This window comes from Halocella sp. SP3-1 (assembly GCF_003953885.1).
Classification (GTDB): domain Bacteria; phylum Bacillota; class Halanaerobiia; order Halanaerobiales; family DTU029; genus Iocasia; species Iocasia fonsfrigidae.
In genome coordinates, this window is the sequence record NZ_CP032760.1 from 2,218,070 (window position 1) to 2,241,306 (window position 23,237).

Annotated in this window: 22 protein-coding genes and 1 riboswitch; of the genes, 18 read left to right on the plus strand and 4 right to left on the minus strand. The window is 35.3% G+C overall.

Translation table 11 applies throughout. The features are described from left to right. The first annotated feature begins 53 nt into the window (after positions 1-53). The gene (locus tag D7D81_RS10480; protein WP_205739180.1) at positions 54-2,285 is read left to right on the plus strand and encodes a DNA internalization-related competence protein ComEC/Rec2; all 2,232 of its coding nucleotides are present in this window, start codon (positions 54-56) and stop codon (positions 2,283-2,285) included. 9 nt (positions 2,286-2,294) lie between these two features. Here D7D81_RS10480 and D7D81_RS10485 read toward each other — a convergent pair whose 3' ends face one another. Continuing rightward, a complete protein-coding gene (locus D7D81_RS10485) occupies positions 2,295-3,500 on the minus strand; it encodes a cation:proton antiporter domain-containing protein (protein WP_125989780.1) in 1,206 nt (401 codons plus the stop codon). 60 nt (positions 3,501-3,560) lie between these two features. After that, positions 3,561-3,627: riboswitch (Fluoride riboswitch) on the minus strand. A gap of 555 nt (positions 3,628-4,182) precedes the next feature. Here D7D81_RS10485 and D7D81_RS10490 point away from each other — a divergent pair. Then, positions 4,183-4,452: an SHOCT domain-containing protein gene (locus D7D81_RS10490; protein ID WP_286169572.1), complete on the plus strand. Its 270-nt coding sequence runs from the start codon at positions 4,183-4,185 to the stop codon at positions 4,450-4,452. A gap of 101 nt (positions 4,453-4,553) precedes the next feature. Here D7D81_RS10490 and D7D81_RS10495 read toward each other — a convergent pair whose 3' ends face one another. Beyond that, positions 4,554-4,790 (minus strand): alpha/beta-type small acid-soluble spore protein, encoded by a 237-nt coding sequence (locus D7D81_RS10495; RefSeq protein ID WP_125989782.1) that lies wholly within the window; start codon positions 4,788-4,790, stop codon positions 4,554-4,556. 120 nt (positions 4,791-4,910) lie between these two features. Next, positions 4,911-5,126, minus strand: a complete 216-nt coding sequence (locus D7D81_RS10500) for a small, acid-soluble spore protein, alpha/beta type (protein ID WP_286169573.1) — start codon at positions 5,124-5,126, stop codon at positions 4,911-4,913. A 128-nt stretch (positions 5,127-5,254) separates the two neighbouring features. On the opposite strand from D7D81_RS10500, the gene holA reads away from it, so the two are divergent. Beyond that, positions 5,255-6,253 (plus strand): DNA polymerase III subunit delta, encoded by a 999-nt coding sequence (gene holA, locus D7D81_RS10505; protein WP_125989786.1) that lies wholly within the window; start codon positions 5,255-5,257, stop codon positions 6,251-6,253. A 49-nt stretch (positions 6,254-6,302) separates the two neighbouring features. On the opposite strand, the gene rpsT is transcribed toward holA, so the two are convergent. Continuing rightward, positions 6,303-6,566 carry a 30S ribosomal protein S20 gene (gene rpsT / locus D7D81_RS10510; protein ID WP_125989788.1) on the minus strand — a complete coding sequence of 88 codons (264 nt, stop codon included), beginning with the start codon at positions 6,564-6,566 and terminating at the stop codon, positions 6,303-6,305. A gap of 165 nt (positions 6,567-6,731) precedes the next feature. Between rpsT and D7D81_RS10515 the strand changes: the two genes are divergently transcribed. The 15 genes from D7D81_RS10515 (at position 6,732) to D7D81_RS10585 (ending at position 23,164) form a co-directional block, all read left to right on the plus strand. Next, entirely contained in the window at positions 6,732-7,067 is a 336-nt protein-coding gene (locus tag D7D81_RS10515) for a phage holin family protein (protein WP_125989789.1), read from the plus strand. An 11-nt stretch (positions 7,068-7,078) separates the two neighbouring features. Next, positions 7,079-8,086, plus strand: coding sequence for a GPR endopeptidase (gene gpr / locus D7D81_RS10520; RefSeq protein ID WP_125989791.1), 1,008 nt, complete (start codon positions 7,079-7,081; stop codon positions 8,084-8,086). 152 nt (positions 8,087-8,238) lie between these two features. Further along, entirely contained in the window at positions 8,239-9,216 is a 978-nt protein-coding gene (locus D7D81_RS10525; RefSeq protein ID WP_125989793.1) for a PfkB family carbohydrate kinase, read from the plus strand. A gap of 142 nt (positions 9,217-9,358) precedes the next feature. Continuing rightward, positions 9,359-10,465 carry a stage II sporulation protein P gene (gene spoIIP, locus D7D81_RS10530; RefSeq protein WP_125989795.1) on the plus strand — a complete coding sequence of 369 codons (1,107 nt, stop codon included), beginning with the start codon at positions 9,359-9,361 and terminating at the stop codon, positions 10,463-10,465. Positions 10,466-10,549: 84 nt separating this feature from the next. Then, a complete protein-coding gene (gene lepA / locus D7D81_RS10535; protein ID WP_125989797.1) occupies positions 10,550-12,337 on the plus strand; it encodes a translation elongation factor 4 in 1,788 nt (595 codons plus the stop codon). Further along, complete coding sequence (gene hemW / locus D7D81_RS10540) at positions 12,324-13,490, plus strand: radical SAM family heme chaperone HemW (RefSeq protein ID WP_125989799.1); 1,167 nt, start codon at positions 12,324-12,326, stop codon at positions 13,488-13,490. Before lepA ends, hemW begins: the two co-directional genes overlap by 14 nt. Positions 13,491-14,134: 644 nt before the next feature. Then, on the plus strand, positions 14,135-15,181 hold the full coding sequence (gene hrcA, locus D7D81_RS10545) for a heat-inducible transcriptional repressor HrcA (protein WP_125989801.1): 1,047 nt from the start codon (positions 14,135-14,137) through the stop codon (positions 15,179-15,181). Beyond that, on the plus strand, positions 15,181-15,798 hold the full coding sequence (gene grpE, locus D7D81_RS10550) for a nucleotide exchange factor GrpE (protein ID WP_286170399.1): 618 nt from the start codon (positions 15,181-15,183) through the stop codon (positions 15,796-15,798). Before hrcA ends, grpE begins: the two co-directional genes overlap by 1 nt. A 78-nt stretch (positions 15,799-15,876) precedes the next feature. Beyond that, positions 15,877-17,724, plus strand: coding sequence for a molecular chaperone DnaK (gene dnaK, locus D7D81_RS10555; RefSeq protein WP_125989803.1), 1,848 nt, complete (start codon positions 15,877-15,879; stop codon positions 17,722-17,724). Positions 17,725-18,174: 450 nt separating this feature from the next. Further along, positions 18,175-19,308, plus strand: a complete 1,134-nt coding sequence (dnaJ, locus tag D7D81_RS10560) for a molecular chaperone DnaJ (RefSeq protein WP_125989805.1) — start codon at positions 18,175-18,177, stop codon at positions 19,306-19,308. 3 nt (positions 19,309-19,311) lie between these two features. Beyond that, entirely contained in the window at positions 19,312-20,178 is an 867-nt protein-coding gene (prmA, locus tag D7D81_RS10565) for a 50S ribosomal protein L11 methyltransferase (protein WP_125989807.1), read from the plus strand. Positions 20,179-20,182: 4 nt separating this feature from the next. Beyond that, positions 20,183-20,932 carry a 16S rRNA (uracil(1498)-N(3))-methyltransferase gene (locus D7D81_RS10570; RefSeq protein ID WP_125989809.1) on the plus strand — a complete coding sequence of 250 codons (750 nt, stop codon included), beginning with the start codon at positions 20,183-20,185 and terminating at the stop codon, positions 20,930-20,932. Position 20,933: 1 nt separating this feature from the next. After that, entirely contained in the window at positions 20,934-22,244 is a 1,311-nt protein-coding gene (gene mtaB / locus D7D81_RS10575) for a tRNA (N(6)-L-threonylcarbamoyladenosine(37)-C(2))-methylthiotransferase MtaB (RefSeq protein WP_125989811.1), read from the plus strand. Between the two features lie 76 nt (positions 22,245-22,320). Further along, entirely contained in the window at positions 22,321-22,665 is a 345-nt protein-coding gene (locus tag D7D81_RS10580) for a histidine triad nucleotide-binding protein (protein WP_125989813.1), read from the plus strand. Positions 22,666-22,750: 85 nt separating this feature from the next. After that, positions 22,751-23,164 (plus strand): GatB/YqeY domain-containing protein, encoded by a 414-nt coding sequence (locus D7D81_RS10585; RefSeq protein WP_353622121.1) that lies wholly within the window; start codon positions 22,751-22,753, stop codon positions 23,162-23,164. Positions 23,165-23,237 lie beyond the last annotated feature (73 nt).

The following is a 23,237-nucleotide window of genomic DNA, read 5'->3' on the forward strand; positions in this document are numbered from 1 at the left end:
CTCTTTTGCTCTGCAGCTTTTTCTTTTCTGCAGGAATTATCACTGCTTTTTATTTGTCTTGGATTAGTATATTATTAATTTTTCCCTTGATATTAGTGATCGCTTTTTACTGTAGAAAAATTAAACTACTTATTATTTTTATAATTGTATTTATTTTAGGTTTTTCCTGGATATCGTGGCATGAATATATCTATAGTAATGACGCTTCAATAATATCATATAATGGACAAGATAATGTTGATATTTTGGGAGTAATCAAGGAAGACCTTAGAGCTTTGAGCGGGAATAAGGTCTACTTAAAACCATATTTTGCTAATGAAAATAGAATTAAATATGGTTTAATAGAATTAGATAAACGTTATTTACCTCATGTTGTTGAAGATGGGGATTTGGTATCAGGTGTTTTTAATCTGGCCTTTCCCAGTAAGGCTATGAATCCTGGAGGGTTTTCCAATTATAATTATTTAAAAAGGAGGGGTGTTTTTTCTAAGGGTTATTTGTCATATAGTTTTACAAAGATAAGTAGGGTTAATGGTGGGATTCTAAAGGTGATTATAAAGGCAAAAAGGGCTTTTATTAAACTTATTAATCAGACAATGGATTTCCCCTATAATGAGGTTTTGAAGGGTTTATTGCTTGGTGAGAAGAGTGGTATACCAGCAGAATGGACTAGTAATTTCGAATTATCTGGGGCAAACCATTTATTAGCTATTTCTGGTTTACATGTAGGTGTTATTTCCTTAATTTTTCTAAAAATACTTAAGCTCTGCAGGCTGCCGGTAATTAGTAGAAACATAATAATTACTTTATTGATGGTATTTTATATAGTATTGACAGGTTTTAGACCTTCGGTTTTAAGGGCTGGTATTTTAGTAATCACTTTTCTCTGGGCAGTTGTTTTTAAACGCAGTGGTGAAGTATTTAATCTAATAGGTCTTTCTTCGATGATTAATTTAGTCATTAATCCCTATGATTTATTTAATGTAGGGTTTCAATTGAGCTATATGGTGTTAAGTTCTATAGTATTATGGACTAATCTATTAAAAAACAAATTGCCTAATTTGCTAGCCCTTTCAATGGCTGCTCAATTGGGGGCAAGTCCATTAATTGCTTATTATTTTAATCTATTAACACCTATTGGTGTTGTAACAAATCTCTGGGCAATACCCTTAAGCGGGATTATTGTTTCACTGGGTATTATAGGGCTATTATTAGGTATTATTAGTCCTGTTATAAGCTGGTTAATAAATAGTTTTATATCTTATTTGCTGTTTTTCTTACATTGGGGTACGTCTTTTATGGCAGGTATACCCTTAGGACATTTAGAGGTAGCTACCCCATCAATTGTGATTACTATTTTATTTATACTATTTATTCTCATAATGCCGATTTTTTTAAAAAAAAGATATATTCCCTTAAATATTAAAAAACAAAAAAAGATCATTTTATATTTAATTTATGTAATGCTATTTTTCCTGTCTATAGAATTAGTAATACCCTTTTTTAATAATCATTTAGAAGTGACTTTTTTATCAGTTGGTCAAGGAGATAGTATTGTAATTAATGTTGCTAACAGTTATCATCTAGTGGTTGATGGCGGTGGCAGGGCAGGTTTGGCTTCTACCCAGGGGCAGGTGACAGTTCTACCATATTTAATATATAAGGGAATAAAAAAAATTGATGTATTATATATTACACACTTTGATGGGGATCATGCCCTGGGTATTATTGATTTAATTGGTCAAAGAGAGATAGGATTGCTGGTATTACCTGCCTGCTTTGATAATAATGACCTGGCCAAAGAGGTCATAAAAAAAGCCTGGGCATATAATATTCCTGTTAAGTTAAGTAGCAGGGGGGACTTATTCAAATTAGGTAAATGCAGCCTGACAGTTCTAAACCCATTGCAAGACCTGAAATTTCCTGACCGTAATAATAACTCTGTTGTCCTTAAAGTAAATTATGGTAATTTCTCCTTATTATTAACCGGTGATTTAGAAAAAGAAGGTGAATACCGTTTGATTGAATCAGGTGATTTTATTAAAAGTAATGTCTTAAAACTTGGTCATCACGGAAGTGCTGGCTCATCATCAGAGCTTTTCTTAAGAAAAGTAAACCCTGATTACGCTGTTATCTCAGTGGGCCGGAATAATTATGGACACCCTGCCCAGGAGGTTTTTGATAGAACAAATAAATTTAATATTAAAACACTAAGAACTGATAAAAGTGGAGCAATTACTATTACAACTAATGGCAAACAGTATACAATAAAGAGCTATAGATAGAAGATAGAGTTACTTGTTTTCTTTTATCAGCCTGGAATCATCGGATAAGCAGTGCATTCCAGCTAGTTTGATTCCAGCTGCCCCCAGGGGAGCGGTTATAATAATTGCCAGTACTGCTAAAGCCAGGATAATATCACCTGATTTTACTCCTGCGGCAAGTGGAACAGCACCAATGGCTGCCTGAACAGTGGCTTTTGGAGTATAGGCAATTACACAAAATAATCTCTCTTTAAGATTAAGTTCAGTTCCACTGATAGAGATTAAAACACCAATGCCTCTGGCTATTAGTCCAGTAAAAATAATTAACAGACCAATTAGGCCTGATTCGAGAGCCAGGTGTATATTTACTTCAGCCCCTACCAGTACAAAAAGCATTATTTCAGCAAAAACCCAGATTTTATTGAACTTAGCTGCCAGGCGGTTGGCCAGTAAATTGTATTGTTCCTGTAAGATATAACCTATGACCATGACACCTAATAAAGAGGCAATAGGGATAATCCCTGCCAGGAAATCTTCCAGACTGGTCATTATAATTGCAGCACTTAAAATTAATAAAACCTTTTTGGTATCCCTGATATGATATTTTTTAAATAAATAAAGCAGAAGAAAGCCAATTAGAATCCCAAGAATTATACCTGAAGTAATAGATAGAGGAATACTTAAGATTTTTTTAGTAATATGTATTTGTTTGCCTCCATAAAGCCCTAAAAAAGTTGAAAAAATAGTAATAGCAATAACATCATCAATAGAGGCACCTGTCAGAATAAGGGTAGGGATTCCTTTATTACTCCCACGATTTTTATCCATTAAATCCAGCATCTGGGGGACAACTACAGCTGGTGAAACGGCTGCGATAATAAATCCTAGCATACCTGCCTCTATCCAGGAGAATTGCAAAAAATAAGTAGCCGTTAGAATTATAGTTCCCCCCTCCAGCAGTCCAGGAATAAAACTGAGTTTTATTGCTGGAACACCTATTTTTTTAAGGGTCCTTTTTTCAATACCTAAGCCTGCCCTGAGTAATATAACAATAAGGGCAATTTTTCGAAGGTCAGGTGAGATATTTAAAATATTTTGTTCAATTAGATTAAAGCCGTAGGGTCCCAGTAGTATTCCTAATAATAACATACCTAATAAACCCGGTAATTTCATTTTATCAAAAGATTTGTTAAAAATAAGACCTAGCATCATTATTAAAGCCAGACTAAGTGCCATAATCATTACCCCTTTCAATAGCTTATTTATGTAAAAAGGCTCCTATTCAGTAGTAAAATAATCTGAATAGGAGCCATTAATTGTTAGAAACAATGGTTACAGGTGGTGCTCCATCACCTTTAGTATTTAGATATAGTTTATACTAGGCTTGTTATTAAGTCAAGGAAAAATTTATAAAGAAATACTAATCTATTTATAAAGAATTATTTATGAAATTCATAATTCCTTCATAATTAAATGTTAAGATTAAATTACCAGTAAGGTATTTTATAGTTTAAAAATAAACCTATTTATAATAATAAAGAAATAAGCATCTTGCATAATTGATTGTTCCCAGACAAAAACTCCCCAACGAATTTAGTATTAGGCAATTATGGGCTGTTTTAAACTCCCTACGGTCAAACAGCAAAACAGCCTTTTCCATAATTGCCTTTACTAAATTCTGCAACATTAAACTGTTCTTGTATGGTCTATTTAAATAGGGAGTGCCCTAGGTGCTCCGTTTTAATCGTCTGGATAACAATTCAATTATGGGAAAAGTTCTATTATGAAAGAGCCTTAAATATGAAAAATTAAATTTATTGAGTTAAGGGCTAATAAGCAGTAAGTATAGTATGATGTATGGTTAAGCGGAGATAATAATTTAGATGGAAATTGATAAAGAAAAGGAGGAATATAAACAATGATGGGTTTTGGTCAGAGTTGGAGAATTGGTGGCTATGGCATGCATAGTTTTGGGGGGATTTTTATGATGATTTTATTCTGGATTTTTATTATTATGGGAATAGTATATTTGGTAAAAAATTTTACTAATAATAACGCTAACAATAATAACAGTAATAATTGCAATACTGGCCAGAGAGATAATGCTGTTAATATAGCACGGGAAAGATATGCCAGAGGTGAAATTAGTAAAGAGGAATTAACTGAAATTATCAATAATCTTAAATGAAATATTTGCTGGACAATAATAACAGCAAATTAAAATGAGCGGTTAAAAACCGCTCATTTTTAATGGGTTGACTTTTATTAAATATTATATATTAGTTCAGATTAATACTGCTGTTGATTACCCTGGGTTCCGGCGAGGGAGTTTTCATATGCCTCTACCATCTTTCTTACCATATGACCTCCAAGGGCACCAGTATCACGGGTAGTCATTTCACCATAATAACCACTTTGAGGTATCTGGATTCCAAGTTCTTGAGCAACCTCATACTTGAATTTCTCCATTGCCTGTGCTGCCAGTGGATTAACAAGGGTATTGTTTCTTTGTCCTACACCTGCCATTAAATTTCACCCCCTTTATGTCTTGCAGTATTATTATTTTGTGTTAATGGGGAGCTGGCCATACTAGTATTTTCTGGGATAGCTGGGTGAGTAAATCACCCAGCCTTAATATATGATAATCTACCTGTCAGAATTATTTGCTATCTTATCCTCAGCCATTTTTACCATTTTCTTGACCATGGTACCACCTAGCTTTCCTACTTCACGGGTGGTCATATCTCCCCAACCCTGCTTATTAATCTTATCAATAAGTCCTAGTTCATTAGCAACTTCATACTTAAGACCGTCAAGGGCATCACGGGCAAGAGGATTCAAGATTCGCTTTTTGCGGCTCAAAAAGCCACCTCCTGACAAGTAGTACATGATTATAATTTGCTAAAAAGCAAAAAGATATGTTAATATAATATTGGTAAATCTTAATAACAGGATTATTTAAAAACTATATTATAAAGGAGAACTTATTAATGAAAGATATTAAAGAGATATTAAATAAATCTATAGATGAATTAAAGCCTATTTACCTTATATATAGTGAAGAAATTTATTTATTAAATAAATTTAAAGAAGCTTTTACAAAAAAATATATTCCTGATGAGATTAAGGATTTTAATTTAACGGTTATTAAAAACACAGAAAATCTACCAGTATTAGTAAAGAATCAGGCCAACACACCACCATTTATGACAGAAAAAAGATTTATTATAATTGAACCTGGTGAATATTTTAAAAATAAAAATTCAGAGGATAGATTTTTAATCGAATTATTTAATAATTTCCCTCAAACTACTCAACTGCTTTTTTTAATTAATGGTAAGATTGATAAGAGATTAAAGGTTGTTAAAGAAATAAAAAAAAATGGAGAGATTATAGAATTAGAATCACCTAAATATAAACAACTGGATAAATGGATAGAGCGGGAATTTGCAAGATATAATAAAAAAATAGATAAAAGGTCTATTAATATGCTGGAGAATATGTTCCAAAATAATCTCCAATTATTAGAGAATGAAATAGGAAAGATTGTACTATATAAACATGATGAAGAAAAAATAAATTATAATGATATAAGTAATATTATTAGTAAGGATAGATTATTAGAGGATAATTTGATTTTTGCTTTTACAGATGCAATTATTGGTAGGAATAATGGAAAGGCTATTACTATTTTAAACGAAATGCTCAATGATGGTGCAGTTCCTTTGAAGATTTTGAGTACAGTTATCTGGCAGTTAAGGTTATTGTTGTCTGTTAAAGAATTAAAAAAGAAAGGTAAGGATATCAGGGATATTTCCCGGATATTAAAGGTACATCAGTATCCTGTCAAAAAGTGTTATAGTAAAGCAGATGTCTTTACTGATGAAGAACTGGAAATTATGTTGGAAAGGTTTATGGAAACAAATTATCAGATAGTAACAGGAAAATATGAGGCTGCTCTGGCCCTGGAGATGGCAATAGTAAAATAAAAAAAGAGGTTTATTCTTTTTATCAAGAAGAATAAGCCTCTGTTTTATCTTAGGAAATTTTATTATACATTTTGGTTAAACGGGATTTTTTGCGGGCGGCATTGTTTTTGTGGATTATGCCTTTGCTTACAGCTTTATCTATTGTTTTAATTGCAGTCTGTAATTTATCTCCTGCTGTAGAAGAATCCCCTTCTTCTACTGTTTTTTCAAAATCTTTAATGTTGTTTTTGAGTTTATCTTTCCATTCCCTATTGCGAATTGTTCTTTTTTCAGCAGTTTTTACCCTCTTTTTTGCTGATTTAATAATAGGCATGCACACTTCACCTCCCTTATTTCATAACAAACTATAAGAAATCAAATTATAAGTAGTTTTTAAAATACAGCAATTTTTATTTTAACATGAGTTTTTTAAAAATGCAAGTTTTGTATATAAAAATATTTAACTGGTTAAAATATAATTGAAAAAGGGGGTGATAGTTTGAGAGGCTGGATAGGAGCAATAGTAAGATTTATTGTGTCTGCACTGGTATTATTAGCAGTAGGCTATGTAGTACCTGGATTTAGTATGGTTGGATTTGGTAATGCCCTGATAGCTGCTATTGTAATAGCCTTGATGGGTTATGTTATTGAAACATTGTTTGGTGATAATATTTCACCACAGGCCCGCGGGGTGGTAGGGTTTATCACTTCTGCTGTAGTGATTTATTTGACTCAGTTTGTTGTTGAGGGGTTAACAGTGACTATTTTTGGTGCTTTAATTGCTGCTTTTGTAATTGGGCTGGTTGATGCATTTGTACCGACTGAATTAAGATAAAGGGGATAAAGATGACTAATCAGCAAGTGATTTTTGAAAATAATCGGGTTTATTCGGATCTTGCACTTGATGCTCATAGTTTAGCAGTAGAACAAACAGGTGGGGAAGTACAGGGAGTAAGTGTTCAGGAAGAACAGTTAGAAAATGCACTGATAACCCGGATTGAGGTTATGAATGAGCAGGGTGCTAAGGCTATCGGCAAGCCCATTGGTAAGTATATAACAATAGAATCAGATGGTCTCAAAGGACAAAATAGAATGGTTCATGACCAGTTGAGTGAAATATTTGCTGGTGAATTAGCTTCATTAGCAAACCTGGAAAATATTAGACCTCATCCCAATCTTGAGCCGACTATATTTATAGTTGGTCTGGGAAACTGGAATGCTACACCTGATGCATTAGGTCCACAGGTTCTTAATCATCTTATGGTTACCAGACATCTTTATCAGGAAGCCCCTCCCGAATTAAGAAAGGGGCTGCGGCCTGTCTGTGCCTTATCACCAGGTGTCCTGGGTTTGACAGGTGTTCAAACTGCTGAAATAATTAAAGGTGTTGTAGAGATGGTTCAACCTAACTTGATTATTGCTATTGATGCCTTATCTGCCCGCAGTACTGCCAGGTTAGCCAATACTATTCAGATAAGTAATACTGGGATAGCACCTGGTTCAGGGCTTGGTAAAAATAGAATGGCAATTAATCAAGAAACAATGAATATTCCTGTTATAGCAATTGGTGTGCCAACAGTTGTACATGCTATAACTATCGTTAATGATGCTATGGAGGAATTATTAAAAGGAAATATCTTTTCTCCTGCTGAAAGAGAGAGGTTTAGACATATTGATGAAGCAGAAAAAAAGAGAACTATAGGGAATATCCTGGGACCATATATGGGTAGTTTGGTAGTATCTCCTAAAGGTGTAGATGAGTTAATTCTCGATCTTGGAAGAATTATTGCTGGAGGGATAAATGTAGCCCTTCATCCTGATATTACACCTGATAATTTATCACTTTATTTATAATATGTATTGTAAGAATTCAGGGAAGGTATTTATACCTTCCTTTTTTTCAACTTATTTTTTCTTTACTATTTGGATAATTTTATATATAATTATAAATAAAATATAGAAACATTACTCGATAAATTGAAGGTTATGTAAGCGAGGGGAAAGTAATGACAGTAGATATAGTTACTATGGGAGAGATGTTAATTGATTTTGTGCCTTTAAAAAAAGGCCTGACCCTTAAAGATAATGAAGGCTTTTTGAGAATGCCAGGTGGGGCACCAGCCAATGTGGCTGTTGGAACGGCTAAACTTGGTATTAAAAGTGCTTTTCTGGGTAAAGTTGGGGTTGACCCTTTTGGTGACTTACTTATTGATACCTTAAGGGAGAATAATGTTAATGTTGAAGGAATAGTCCAGAGTAATAAAGCAAAAACTACTTTGGCTTTTGTAACCCTTGATGAAAAGGGAGATAGGGATTTTACTTTTTACAGGGACCCTGGTGCAGACATGTTATATGACTGGGATGAAGTGAATTTGAAACTGCTTAAAAAAGCAAGAGTATTTCACCACGGCTCCATTAGTTTAATTGATGAGCCTGTACGCAGTACTACCTTAAGGATGGCTGAAACTGCTAATGATAATGGTCTTATTGTTTCTTATGACCCTAATCTGCGTATACCTCTGTGGCCTGATTTAAAACAGGCTGAAAAATGGATAAAAAAAGGCCTGAAAACTGCTGATTTACTTAAAATATCAGAAGAGGAACTAGAGTTTATTACAGGTGAATCTTCCCTTAAAAAGGGTGCCCGGAAAGTAATGGCAGAATATAATGTGAAGTTGATATTTATAACCCTTGGTGCAGAGGGTAGTTATTTTTATAATGGTTTGACAGAAGGGATGGTATCAGGTTTTAAGGTAAATGCCCAGGACACTACTGGAGCAGGAGATGCTTTTACAGCAGGAATCCTTGCCCAGCTTATTAATGAGGATATTGATGATTTATCCAGGCTGGATAATATTACTTTAAAAGAAATGCTTAAATTTAGCAATGCTGTTGGGGCTATAACAACTACAGGTAAAGGTGCTATTTCATCATTGCCTAATTTAAATAGTGTGAGAAAATTTTTGAAAAAAACCAAAATATAACTATTTAAAATGATACTTAAATAAAAACTCTGAGAGATTATTACTCCCAGGGTTTTTTCTATTATTTTAAAACTTATGATAAAAACTTAAGTTATATCTACCAATCTATCATCATATTAATTTTAATAGGAGGAGAAATGACATGTCCTATAAAAAGATAGATCTTAAGGTGATAATGGTAGTAATCATGTTACTGCTTATTTTTCTTAACCTATTAAAATATCATATGATGAGTGATGTGGTAGTTCCAGTTTGGTCAAGCCATGATGTAGAATATTATGATAGAGAAAAAGATAATAGGAGTTTGATTACCAGGGTAAAAGACTATCTTAGTCCTGAACAGTTACTCTATAGATTAACCAGGATAAGGGTCAGGGCCCCTATTACCTATTTAAAGAGGGAAATCCCTTTGCTGGCTTATTATACCCCGGAGGAATTAAAAACACCTAGACAGGTGGTCTATAACCCTAGAGATAATAATAAAATAGTAAAACTAAAATTTGACTTAAGGCAGGAGGAAGAGATAAGTAGTCAGCAGGATAACAGTCAGTCAATTGATGATTTAAGAGGGATGGAACCTGATAATAAAATTAGGGATGATCAGAAAAGGCCTTTAATAGCTATTTATCATACACATACTTCAGAAACCTATATTGATGATCCGAGAAAGCAGGATAATAATGGCCATGTTTTTCCAGGCGAGATTGGTAATGTTGCCAGAGTAGGTAGTGAACTGGCAACATTACTGGCAGAGAGATATAATTTTCGGGTTATTCATACAACCAGGGTTCATGATGAGCGTTATAGTATGTCATATTATAATTCGCGAAAAACAGTTAAGGAGCTGTTGGATAATAACCCTGAAATAGATTTGTTATTGGATATACATCGTGATGGGATTAAACATCTACCTTCACGGGAAACCATTACTACTGTAGTAAATGATCAAAGGGTAGCTAAAGTGATGATTGTAGTTACTAATGGTAAATTTGATTTTGCCCATTTAGACTTGAAAGACCATCATCAGGAGTGGGAAAAAAACCTGAATTATGCCAGAAGATTTGCCAATAAAATAGAAGAGATGTATCCTGGGTTACTGAGTAGGTTAGAAATCAGGGATACCACTTATAATCAAGATTTACATCCACGGGCTTTATTATTGGAAATAGGTGATTATAGAAATACAACCCAGGAAGCTATTAGATCAGCAGAACTACTGGCAGGTGTTATTGTGGAGATGTTTAGATGATATATATGTAATATTGTTGATAAAAAGATATGCCAATGTTATAATTAATTGAAGAAATTAGATGTGTTGAGGAGGAAACGATAGGTGAATAGTGAGCATATCAGGAATTTTTGCATTATTGCCCATATTGATCATGGAAAATCAACCCTGGCAGACCGTCTTCTTGAATATACAGGTGTTTTAACTGAACGGGAGATGAAAGAACAGGTTCTCGATAAAATGGAACTTGAAAGGGAACGTGGTATTACTATTAAGGCTCAGGCAGTACGGCTTGAGTATAATGGGTATCAATTAAATCTAATAGATACCCCAGGACATGTCGATTTTTCATATGAAGTTTCCAGGAGTCTGGCAGCCTGTGAAGGGGCTATACTGGTAGTTGATGCCTCACAGGGGGTAGAAGCCCAGACTCTGGCTAATATATACCTTGCACTGGAACATGACCTGGAGATAATACCGGTTATTAATAAAATTGATCTGCCGAGTGCTGATCCAGACCGTGTTAAGGCCCAGTTGATTGATGTTGGTTTGGAGATAGAGGATACGATCTTGACCAGTGCCAAGGAAGGGACTGGTATTAAAGAAGTGCTGGATGCTGTCATAGAACAAGTACCTGCACCGGAAAATACATTTAATAAGCCTCTGCGTGCTCTTATCTTTGATTCTTTTTATGACCCATATCAGGGGGTAATTGCCTATGTGAGAATAAAGGATGGTAGTATCAAACCGGGTCAAAGGGTTAAGATGATGTCAAATAATAGGGAATATGAGGTTGATGAACTTGGTATATTTATCCCTGATATGAAAAAAACAGCTAGTTTAGAGGCTGGTGAAGTTGGTTATATTATTGCCGGTGTGAAAGACGTTAAGAATTGTCGGGTGGGTGATACAATTACCTCTGCAGATAATCCAGCATCTGAACCACTACCTGGTTATCAAAAAATAAAGCCAATGGTTTATAGTGGACTCTATCCAACTGATAATGCTGATTATGGTTTATTAAAAGATGCCCTTGAAAAATTACAGTTGAATGATGCCTCTCTGACCTTTGAAGCAGAGACCTCAGAGGCCCTTGGTTTTGGATTCAGAGTTGGTTTCCTGGGTCTATTACATATGGAGATTATTCAGGAACGGTTGGAGCGGGAATATGGCCTTGAACTTGTAATTACTGCCCCAAGTGTAGTTTATCGTATTACAGACCAGCAGGGTGATATGATTGAAATCGAGAATCCTGCTGAATTTCCTGAACAAAACGAAATTGAAATTATTGAGGAGCCTTATGTGAAGGCAGAGATTTTTTTACCTGATGAATATGTGGGACAGGCTATGGAACTCTGTCAGGAGAACCGTGGTGAATTTAAGGATATGCAGTATATAGATGAAAATAGGGTTAAATTATATTATGAAATTCCCTTGAGTGAAATTATTACAGATTTTTTTGATCTTTTAAAATCAAAAACCAGAGGATATGCTACCCTGGATTATGAATTTATAGGATATAAGCCTTCACAGCTGGTAAAACTGGATATATTGCTCAGCGGCAGCCCGGTAGATGCTTTATCAACCATAGTTCATCAGGAAAATGCGGGCAGTAAAGGACGTTCACTGGCACGAAAACTGAAGAAACTTATTCCCAGGCAGATGTTTGCAGTACCAATTCAGGCTGCTATTGGCAGTAAAATTGTAGCCCGGGTTAATATTAAAGCACTGAGGAAAAATGTTTTACAAAAGTGTTATGGTGGTGACATAAGCAGAAAGAGGAAATTGCTTGAAAAACAAAAAGAGGGCAAAAAAAGAATGAAGAGGGTTGGACAGGTGGAAATTCCCCAGGAGGCATTTATGGCTGTCTTACAGCGGGATGATGATGAATAATAATGACCTGCAGTTATCCTATCAAAAACCCTTTGCTCTTTATGTTCATATACCTTTTTGTTTAGAGAAATGTAATTACTGTGATTTCTATTCGGAGAGATATAGTCATTCTGCACTAGAGGGTTTTTATCAAGGAATACAGCGAGAGATTGAATTATATACCAGCTTAATTGAGCGGCCAGTACTTAAAACTATATATATCGGGGGTGGTACCCCCAGTTTAATTAAACCGGCCTATTTGGTCGGTTTAATTGAAAAGATAAGACAACATTTTGATCTTGCTATGGTAGAGGAAATAAGTATAGAAGTAAATCCAGGCTCGATTACAAAGGATAAATTATTAAAATATAAGGAAGCAGGAATTAATAGAATTAGCCTGGGAGTTCAGTCTTTTAATGATAATGAGTTGAATTTTCTGGGTAGAAAACACACAGCCGGTCAGGCTTTAGAAGCAGTTGAACTCTTACAGAGGGTTTTCCAGAATTATAATCTTGATTTAATATTTGCTATTCCTGGACAGAGTCTTAAGTCCTGGCAGGAGACCCTAAAACAGGTTTTATCATTTCAGCCACCACATCTTTCTATTTATAATTTGCAGATTGAAAAAGGTACTCCTTTAGCTAATATGTTAGAAGAGGGAGAGATAAAGGTTGTTGATGATACTTTGGATGCTGAAATGTATCTTCTGGCCAGGGAATTATTTAATCTTCATGATTTTAAACAATATGAGATATCAAATTTTACCAGAAAGGGATTTGATTCTATTCATAATCAAATTTACTGGCATTATCAACCCTATTTAGGGATAGGGCCTGCTGCTGTAAGTTTTGATGGTAGGATTCGTTTTGCTAATAAAGCAGATTTGCAAAAATACATTAATAATCTTACCAATAGTGTTTTGCCAGTTGAGAATATAGAGAGACTGTCAATAAAAGAACAAATCTCTGAAATGATTTTTATGGGTTTACGCTTGACAGATGGTATTTCATTAGCAGAATTTACTGATAGGTTCGCAGTAGACCTGCTGAAGCTTTATCAGCAGGAAGTAGAGGATTGTTTAAGTAAGGGATTTATTGAAATAAAGGATGGCTATATAAGGTTAAGTGAAAAGGGTTTATTATTGGGGAATGAAGTGTTTATGAAATTTCTTTAAGTGATTTTTATAATTCTAGAAATTATGAACTTTGAAGGCGACAGATATATTTGTTTTCCTTGTCGTGCGCTGAGGTGTCCTACCTTCGCTTACTGTCGAGAAATTCTCCTCCGGCTCACTGAACCTTCTTTTTATTACGCAAGGTTGGTTCAGTATCAGGCCATCGAGGCCAAGTTCGTGCCTACGGATAATTTCTAGAGTCGTCCAACAAATATATCTGTCTGAGTTAAGGTAGCTAAGTAATAATTTTAATTCTGTAGCGACTAGTCTAAGCTCTCTTTTATATAGCGCAATGATAGCTTAGACACTAGCCCATCGAGGGTGTCGTAACTTTTTGTGGAGGCAGGATGCCGGAACATTAGAAGCACGGCTTGAAGCTTTGCTTCATAGTGTGGCTCTATACTCTGGAGTAAAAAGTTGTGACAGAGAACGGAGGCACGGATGCCGGAGAGAACGACAAGCGGAAGAATTAAAATTATTCTCGATCAATTTAGGATGACGTAGCCACTTTGTTCTTACTAATAAGTTAAGGAATTTTTTCATTTTGGAAATACAATGTTGACAAAATTGTGTTAATATGTTATTTTATTATTAGTAATTAGCACTCTTTATAATTGAGTGCTAACAAAAAAGGGGGCCAGCCGATGGTTGAAGAAGTTGAAAGGCGGAAAAAAGAGATACTTAAAGCGATTATTCATGAGCATATTTTTACTGCCGAACCCGTTGGTTCACGTACCCTGGCCAAATCATATGAACTAGGTGTAAGTTCTGCAACAATCCGGAATGAAATGTCTGATTTAGAGGAACTAGGTTATCTTGAACAGCCCTATACATCTGCTGGACGGATTCCTTCTGATAAAGCCTACCGTTTTTATGTCGATACACTTATTAATGATAGAGAGAATCTGAATCTAGAATTAATTAAACTACTTAATAATTTTAATTATGAAAGACAGGGTATTCAGCAGATAATGTCAAATATGGCTAAGATGTTATCGAGTGTTACCCGCTATACATCAGTTGTCAGCGAACCACAGATGAAAAAAAGTAGAATTAAACAGATTCAGTTAATACCAGTAGAAGGGAAGAGGATTTTAATAGTTCTGATAACAAACACGGGAATTGTGCATAATAAAATTGTTAAATTAAAGCAAGATCTTAACCCAAGACAACTTGGGTATTTAAATGAGTATCTATTTAATAATTTAAAGGATAAGCGGATAAAGGGTATAAACAATCTTGTTTTGCAGGAACTGGAAAAGAGATTAATTAAAAGACTGGATTTATCTCAGGAAATAATTGAATTAGTCTACAAAGGATTAGAGATGGTATCTAAAGAGGATGATTTTAAAATATATTTAGGTGGTACTTCTTATATCCTTGAACAACCAGAGTTCAATGATTTAGATAACCTAAAAAAGGTCTTAAATATACTTGATCATGAAGAAATGCTAAAAGACCTTTTAGTTACTATACCCAATAAAGAACTTGAGGTAATGATAGGTCATGAAAATAAAATTGAAGAAATGAAGAAATGTAGTCTCGTTTTTGCTTCTTACACTGTTGGTGATATAGCTTCTGGAAAAATCGGTGTTATAGGTCCTACCAGGATGGAGTATTCCAGGGTAATTGCTTCAGTTAATACTGTAGCAGAACTAATGGGTAAGATTATATCAGAATTAAGTGGGTGATGATAATGGTAGAAGAAAATGCTAAGAAGAAAGATGAAGAGGTATTGGAACAGCAGTCTGAAACTGAAAAAGAGGATTTAGAAACTAAAACGGTTAAAGAAGGGGATATAAAGATAGAGGAAGAAGATGGGTTAGAAGAAAACATAGAGGAAGAAGTAATAGATGTTGAGGAGTTAGAAGAAGAAATAGCAAAGCTGCAGGAAGAGAAAGATGCCTTTTTCAATCAATTACAGCGTCTACAGGCTGATTTTTCTAATTATAAAAAGAGGGTTGAGAAGGAGAAAGGGCGAGCTTATCAGCAGACAAAGATAGAACTTATTGGTGAATTACTTCCTGTAATAGATAATTTTGAAAGAGCTCTTGCCCAGGAAGATAATGGTGGTGAATTCTATCAAGGTGTTGAAATGATTTACCGGCAGATAATAACTTATCTGGAAAAACAGGGAGTAAAGGCGATTGAGGCTGAAGGAGAACAATTTGATCATAATTATCATGAAGCAGTAATGCAGGTTGAAGATGATGACTATGAATCTGGAACTATTATTAAAGAAATACAGAAGGGGTACATAATGGAAGATAGGGTAATCAGACCTACTATGGTGAAGGTGGCTCAATAGGTTTTTAAATATAACTAAATTTGAGATTTAATTTCTAAAGACTTAACAGAATATAACATTTATAAGGAGGAATTTGAAATGGGTAAAATAATTGGTATTGACTTAGGAACAACTAATTCATGTGTGGCTGTAACTGAGGGGGGAGAACCCTCTGTCATACCTAATGCAGAAGGTAATAGAACTACTCCTTCTGTTGTCGCAATTTCAAAAAAGGGTGAACGTCTGGTAGGGGAAACTGCTAAGAGACAGGCGATTACAAACCCTGATCAGACTGTTAGCTCTATTAAACGACATATGGGAACTGATTATAAAGTTAATTTAAATGGTAAAGACCAGACTCCACAACAGATATCAGCTATGATTTTGCAGAAACTAAAACGTGATGCAGAAGAATACCTTGGTGAAGAGGTTACAGAAGCAGTTATTACTGTTCCTGCATATTTTACTGATAGTCAGCGTCAGGCCACCAAGGATGCTGGTAAGATTGCAGGATTAGAAGTCAAGAGGATAATAAATGAACCTACAGCTGCTTCTCTAGCATATGGTCTGGAGGATGATAAAGAACAGACCATTCTGGTATTTGATCTTGGTGGTGGGACATTTGATGTATCTATTTTAGAACTTGGTGATGGTGTGTTTCAGGTTGTGGCTACTAGTGGTAACAATCATCTGGGTGGTGATGATTTTGATAAAAAGGTTATGGATTATCTGGCTGATGAATTTAAGAAAGAACATGGTGTAGACCTGCGTAAAGATAGAATGGCAATGCAGCGCTTGAAAGATGCTGCCGAAAAAGCGAAGAAAGAATTGTCATCAGTGATGACTACTAATGTTAATCTACCTTTTATTACACAGACTGATGATGGCCCAAAACACCTGGATGTAGATATAACCCGGGCTAAATTTGATGAATTAACTGCTGACCTTGTTGAGAAGACAATGGAACCTTCACGAAGGGCTCTCAAGGATGCTGATATGTCAGCTTCTGATATAGATGAGGTTATCCTTGTTGGTGGTTCTACCAGAATTCCCGCTGTTCAGGAAGCAGTCAAAAAATTAATTGGTAAGGATCCCCATAAAGGTATTAACCCTGATGAAGTTGTGGCTATGGGTGCTGCTATTCAGGGTGGTATTATGGCAGGGGATGTAAATGATATTGTCTTATTAGATGTTACCCCATTATCTCTTGGTATTGAAACACTTGGTGGTGTTTTCACTAAATTGATTGACAGGAATACTACTATACCTACTGAAAAGAGTAAGGTTTTTTCAACTGCTGCTGACAATCAGACCAGTGTGGATATTCATGTTTTACAGGGTGAAAGGAAGATGGCCAGTCATAATAAGACACTGGGACGTTTTCAGTTGACAAATATCCCGCCAGCTCCCAGGGGAGTTCCGCAAATAGAGGTAACCTTTAAAATCGATACTAATGGTATTGTTCATGTCTCAGCTAAAGACCTGGGGACAGGTAATGAACAAAATATCACTATTAAATCATCTACTGGATTATCTGATGAGGAAATAGACCAAATGGTAAATGAAGCTGAGGCTCATGAAGAAGAAGATAAAAAACGTCTAGAGGAGATTGAAGCCAGGAATGAGGCAGACAGCCTTGTCTATCAGACAGAAAAGACACTTAAAGATGCAGGGGATAAGGTTGAGCAGTCTGTAAAGGATAAAGTTGAGCAGGCTAAGGATGACCTTAAAAAGGCTCTTGAAGGTGAAGATATAGAAGAGATTAAAAATAAGACAGAGGCTTTAACCAATGAATTGACTGAATTAAGCAGTCAACTCTATGCCCAGGCACAGGAACAGGCTCAGCAGCAAGCAGGGCAGGCAGGTCAGGACTCTGCAGGAGATGCTGGTGATGACAATACTGTTGATGTAGATTATGAAGAAGTGGATGAGGAAGATAATGAATAAATACTAACATTTTGAACAATGAATTAATATAAATAGTATATGGGTTCAAAGTATAGTTATATGTTTAATTTGGTTGTTGCTTGAGGGGGGATATTTCCCCTCTTTTGACTGTTTAATATTATTAAGAAATTATATTTTTTTGAGATTTTGGATAACTTTAAAGGTCGACCAATATATTTACTTACCTTGTCGTGCACTACGGCGTCCTTCCTTCGTTTACTGTCGAGAAATTGTCTTCCGGCGTCCTGCCTCCAGACAATTTCTAGAGTCGTCCAGTAAATATATTGGTCTGGTTTATGATAAGTAGTTAACTTTGTATAAGAAGTGATTCTAAGAAAACATTAATGATTGTTGATTAAGTCTGGATGGCCGTTAGGCCAATTTATTAATATAAATATTTTGCTAAAATAGGTTTGTAGAGTAATTTTGTTTAAAAAAGGTGGTGTTAAGGTGGCTGAGAAAAGAGATTATTATGAGATATTGGGTTTGAGTCGTGATGCTGATGAGAGTGAGATTAAAAAGGCCTATCGTAAAAAGGCCAGGAAATTACACCCTGATGTTAATAAAGATGACCCCAATGCGGAAGAAAAGTTTAAAGAACTATCAGAGGCTTATGAAATATTGAGTGACTCTAATAAAAGGGCACGTTATGATCAGTATGGTCATTCCGGGATAAATGATAATGATTTTAATTTTGATGACTTTGCCCGTGGTGGTTTTGGTGGGTTTGAAGACATGTCTGATATTTTCGATATGTTTTTTGGTGGTGGTATGGGAGGTAGACGTCGTGGCCCACAGAGGGGTTCAGACCTGCAGTACCGTTTGACTATAGATTTTGAAAAGGCTGTTTTTGGTGGGAGTGAAGAGATAAGTATACCCAGGACTGAGACCTGTGATACATGTCATGGTTCAGGGGCTAAACCAGGTAGTAAGGCCAGAACCTGTCCACAGTGTAATGGAAATGGCCAGGTCAGGACTTCACAGCAGACACCTTTTGGTCATTTTACCCAGACAAGGGTTTGTGATAAATGTGGGGGTACTGGTAAGGTTATAGATAATCCCTGTCCAAATTGTCATGGTCAAGGGAAGATCAGGAAAAGGAGAAAGATTACAGTTAATATCCCTGCTGGGGTCTCGAATGGGAATAAATTAAGAATGTCCGGTGAGGGTGAGGCTGGTGATCATGGTGCAAGAAATGGTGATTTATATATTGTAATTCAGGTCAAAGAACATAAAATCTTCAAACGTAAACAAGATAATATTTATTGTGAGGTACCAATTAATTTTGTTCAGGCTATACTTGGTGATGAGATTGAAGTACCTACACTGGAAGGAAAGGTTAAGTTTACTATTCCAGAAGGTACTCAACCTGGTACTACTTTTAGATTGAAGAACAAAGGTATTGCACATCTTAATAGTTACGGTAGAGGAGATGAGTACATTAAGGTAAAGGTAGTGATTCCTAAAACCCTTAGTGAAAAACAGAAGAAGATCTTAATGGAATTTGCTGAGGAATCTGGTGAAGAGATTAATCCTGAACACAAAAGCTGGTTGGAGAAAGTAAGGGATGTTCTTGGGGTGTGATAAATGAACTGGCAGGAAGTAAGGGTTGAAATAGCTAAGGAGGCAGCTGAGGCAGTTGCCCATTATCTACAGGAAAATAGTAAACATGGTGTAGTAATTAAAGAGAATGATGAATACATGGAAATTACTGCTTATTATCCAGCTGATGATAGTTTTTCAGAAAATCTAAGGGATTTAAAGGAATGGGTTAAAAATTTGAAGAAATTCGGTCTTGAGACTGGTAAAGTGAAGTACCAGTTACAATTAACAGCAGAAGAAGACTGGTCTACAAGTTGGCAATCTTTTTTTAAGCCTCTTTATCTGGGTGATAGGTTTTTAATATGTCCTGGTTGGGAAGATTGTGATGATGAAGAACGTATTATTATTAAAATAGACCCGGGTATGGCTTTTGGGGTAGGTAGTCATGAAACTACAGAATTATCTATACAACTCCTGGAAAAGTATATAGGTAATAAGACAGTTAAAATGCTCGATATTGGTACGGGGACAGGGATATTATCTATTGCTGCTGCCTATCTTGGTGTTAATAATATTTTAGGGATAGATATTGATAAAGCAGCAGTTAAGGCTGCTAGAGAGAATATTGTAATAAATAATGTTAGTGACAGTGTTACGGTAATCCAGGGGGATCTTACTGAGGGCTTAAGTGGTAAATTTCCATTGATTATCGCTAATTTATTACCAGATATTATAGAAAGACTCTTAAAAACAGTCGTTTCTTTAATGGAAAAAGATGGTCTTTTAATATTATCAGGAATTATTAGTAATAAAGAAGATAAAATTATAAATTTAGCCCGTGGAGAGGGATTAACAGTGATTGAGCAGTGTTTCTTAGGGGAATGGGTTAGCCTGGTATTAAGGAAGGATTGATATTATGCACAGATTTTTTGTAGATAAGGATGATATTGATGGTAGTGTGGTTAGAATCACAGGAAGTGATTTTAACCACCTTTCTCATTCACTAAGATTAGCCCCAGAGGATAAGATAATTGTCTCTAATGGGGACGGCTGGGATTATCTTGTTGAACTACAAAATTTTAGTGATCAATCTGTTAAAGGCAGGATTATAAATAAGGAAAAAAACCGTTCTGAACCTTCATTAGATATAACAATAGCCCAGGCTATTCCTAAAAAGACTAATATGGATTATATTATTCAAAAATGTACTGAACTTGGGGTGAAAAATTTTATACCCCTGGATACTACTAGAACTATTGTTAAGTTAAAAGGGAGAAAAGAAGAAAAGAGAGTAAATAGGTGGCAGAAAATAGCCAGAGAAGCTGCTAAACAAGCCGGCCGGGGTATGATACCAACTGTTGCCAGGGTACATAAATTAAGGGATTTAGTAAAATATAAAGATAAATATAATTTAATTATCATACCATGGGAAGAAGAGAAGTCTTGCTCACTTATCAACCTAAAGGACAAAATAAGGGCAGTAGATAAGAGGGTACTAATAATTATTGGTCCTGAAGGGGGGTTTTCTGCTGAAGAAGTAGCAAGTATTACTAAGATAGGTGGAATATCAATTACTTTGGGACCTAGAATTTTACGGACTGAAACGGCTGGTTTAGTTACTGCTACTGTAGTACTATATGAGACAAATGATTTAGGGGGAAATTAATATGGCAACAGTAGCCTTCCATACACTGGGGTGTAAAGTTAACCACTATGAATCTGAAGCTATGATGGATCTCTTTAAAGATAAGGGCTATCAACTTGTTGATTTTAATGATAGGGCTGATATATATGTTGTAAATACATGTACTGTTACTAATGAAGCAGCCCGTAAATCGAGGCAGCTTGCCAGGAGGGCTAAGAGAAATAACCCGGTAGCAACTGTAGTAATGGTTGGTTGTTATACCCAGGTTTCACCGGATGAGGTTAGTAATATTGAGGAAATAGATTTAGTAATTGGGACTTCTAAGAGGACTGATATTGTTAGAATGGTTGAGGAAGTGAGGTCTAACTGTAATTTCACTGCGGAAATAGTTGATTGGCAGGAACTCAAAGAATTTGAAGAACTAAGGGTTAATACCCTGACAGAAACCACAAGAGCCTATGTTAAGGTAGAAGAGGGGTGTAATCAGTTCTGTACTTATTGTATTATACCTTATGCCCGGGGGCCGGTTCGAAGTAGGGAGATAGATTCTGTCCTTGAGGAGGTAGAAGAACTTGTTAATGGTGGTGTTAAAGAAATAATATTAACAGGTACCCATCTAGGGGCATATGGTTATGACTGGGGGGAAAATGATAGTTTAGTAAAATTATTAAAACATTTATCTGCTGTTGATGATTTAGCCCATATCAGGTTGAGTTCTATAGAGGTTACAGAAATAAACGATAATTTATTAGCCCTGATTGCCAGAGAAGATAAACTCTGTTCCCATTTACACCTTCCTTTACAGAGTGGAAGTGATTATATACTTAAAGCTATGAAAAGACCTTATTCAAAACGAGAATTTAATGTGGTTGTAGATAAGGTCAGGAATATAATAGAAGATATTGCTATAACTACTGATCTTATTGTAGGCTTTCCTGGTGAAGAAGAAAAGTATTTTAAAGAGAGCTATGATTTTGTTAAAGAAATTGCTTTTAGTAGGCTTCATGTTTTCCCATTTTCAGCCCGGCGTGGTACCCCAGCTGCAAAAATGAAAGGCCAATTAGCTGGGGATATAAAGAAATACTATAGTAAGATGATGCGTCAGTTAAATAAGGAATTAATGCAACAGTATCAACAGGGGTTTATTGGTGATATAAGAAGCCTTATTATTGAGGAAAAGAGGGATTACCAAACAGGTAAACTTACAGGTATGACTGATAATTATCTTAGGGTATTATGTGATGGTGATAATGAAATGATGGGAAAACTGGTAGATGTAAAATTAATTAATAGTTTTAATCATGAGAATCTTATTGGTAAAATTGTAATATAATAGAAAACTGTATCAAAGAAAAGCAGGAATTCTTTTTTCTATAGCGAAATATAAATTAAAGGATGGTGATTAATAAATGAGTGATTGTATTTTTTGCAAGATTGCAAGTGGTGAGATGGATACTAAATTACTTTATGAAGATGAGCGGGTGGTTGTTTTTAGTGATATTGATCCACAGGCACCAGTACATTTGCTTATTATACCTAAAAAACATATATCAACTTTACTGGATATTTCAGCAGAAGATCAGGATTTAATTGGATACATATATATGATTGCTGCCAAATTAGCGCGCGAAAATGGTATTGCTGAAGATGGGTTTAGAGTGGTATCTAATTGCAATGAAGATGGTGGTCAATCAGTTTATCATATTCATTTTCATTTACTGGGTGGACGCAGTATGCAGTGGCCTCCAGGTTAATATAATCAATATATGGAAGTTTAATGATAATATTTTCAGGGAGGTGAAAAAGATAACCTCTTTAAGAGAAAAATTACTTGATGATATGAAAACTGCTATGAAGTCAAAAGATAAGGAACGCTTATCTGTAATAAGGATGGCTCGGGCTGCTATAAAAAATGTAGAGATTGATAAAAGAAAAGACCTTGATGATAATGAGGTAGTGGAAGTTATTGCCCGCGAAGTAAAACAAAGAAGGGATTCAATTAGAGAGTATGAAAAGGCAGGAAAAGATGATATTGTTACGGGTTTACAAAGGGAAATAAAGGTTCTGGAAAAATACTTGCCTGAACAGTTAACAGAAGAAGAGATTGCAAAATTAGTAGATGATGTAGTTAAAGAGATTGGTGGAGATGATATGTCAGATATGGGAAAGATTATGGGGGCAATTATGCCGAGGGTAAAAGGCCGTGCTGATGGTAGAATTGTCAATAAAATTGTACAGAGGAAATTAAGTTAAGGGTGAGGCCAGGATTTCCTGGCCCTTGTTTTTCTCATATTTTTTTACATATAGCAGAATAATACTAATAGTT

Bases quoted from the DNA above. Each gene is read 5' to 3' on its own strand.
- hrcA (WP_125989801.1), top strand. From the start codon at position 14,135: ATGGTTGAAGAAGTTGAAAGGCGGAAAAAAGAGATACTTAAAGCGATT.
- gpr (WP_125989791.1), top strand. From the start codon at position 7,079: ATGACTAATCAGCAAGTGATTTTTGAAAATAATCGGGTTTATTCGGAT.
- hemW (WP_125989799.1), top strand. From the start codon at position 12,324: ATGATGATGAATAATAATGACCTGCAGTTATCCTATCAAAAACCCTTT.
- rpsT (WP_125989788.1), bottom strand. From the start codon at position 6,566: ATGCCTATTATTAAATCAGCAAAAAAGAGGGTAAAAACTGCTGAAAAA.
- prmA (WP_125989807.1), top strand. From the start codon at position 19,312: ATGAACTGGCAGGAAGTAAGGGTTGAAATAGCTAAGGAGGCAGCTGAG.
- D7D81_RS10570 (WP_125989809.1), top strand. From the start codon at position 20,183: ATGCACAGATTTTTTGTAGATAAGGATGATATTGATGGTAGTGTGGTT.
- D7D81_RS10485 (WP_125989780.1), bottom strand. From the start codon at position 3,500: ATGGCACTTAGTCTGGCTTTAATAATGATGCTAGGTCTTATTTTTAAC.
- dnaK (WP_125989803.1), top strand. From the start codon at position 15,877: ATGGGTAAAATAATTGGTATTGACTTAGGAACAACTAATTCATGTGTG.
- mtaB (WP_125989811.1), top strand. From the start codon at position 20,934: ATGGCAACAGTAGCCTTCCATACACTGGGGTGTAAAGTTAACCACTAT.
- D7D81_RS10490 (WP_286169572.1), top strand. From the start codon at position 4,183: ATGATGGGTTTTGGTCAGAGTTGGAGAATTGGTGGCTATGGCATGCAT.
- grpE (WP_286170399.1), top strand. From the start codon at position 15,181: ATGATAATGGTAGAAGAAAATGCTAAGAAGAAAGATGAAGAGGTATTG.
- D7D81_RS10580 (WP_125989813.1), top strand. From the start codon at position 22,321: ATGAGTGATTGTATTTTTTGCAAGATTGCAAGTGGTGAGATGGATACT.
- spoIIP (WP_125989795.1), top strand. From the start codon at position 9,359: ATGTCCTATAAAAAGATAGATCTTAAGGTGATAATGGTAGTAATCATG.
- D7D81_RS10525 (WP_125989793.1), top strand. From the start codon at position 8,239: ATGACAGTAGATATAGTTACTATGGGAGAGATGTTAATTGATTTTGTG.
- D7D81_RS10495 (WP_125989782.1), bottom strand. From the start codon at position 4,790: ATGGCAGGTGTAGGACAAAGAAACAATACCCTTGTTAATCCACTGGCA.
- D7D81_RS10585 (WP_353622121.1), top strand. From the start codon at position 22,751: ATGAAAACTGCTATGAAGTCAAAAGATAAGGAACGCTTATCTGTAATA.
- holA (WP_125989786.1), top strand. From the start codon at position 5,255: ATGAAAGATATTAAAGAGATATTAAATAAATCTATAGATGAATTAAAG.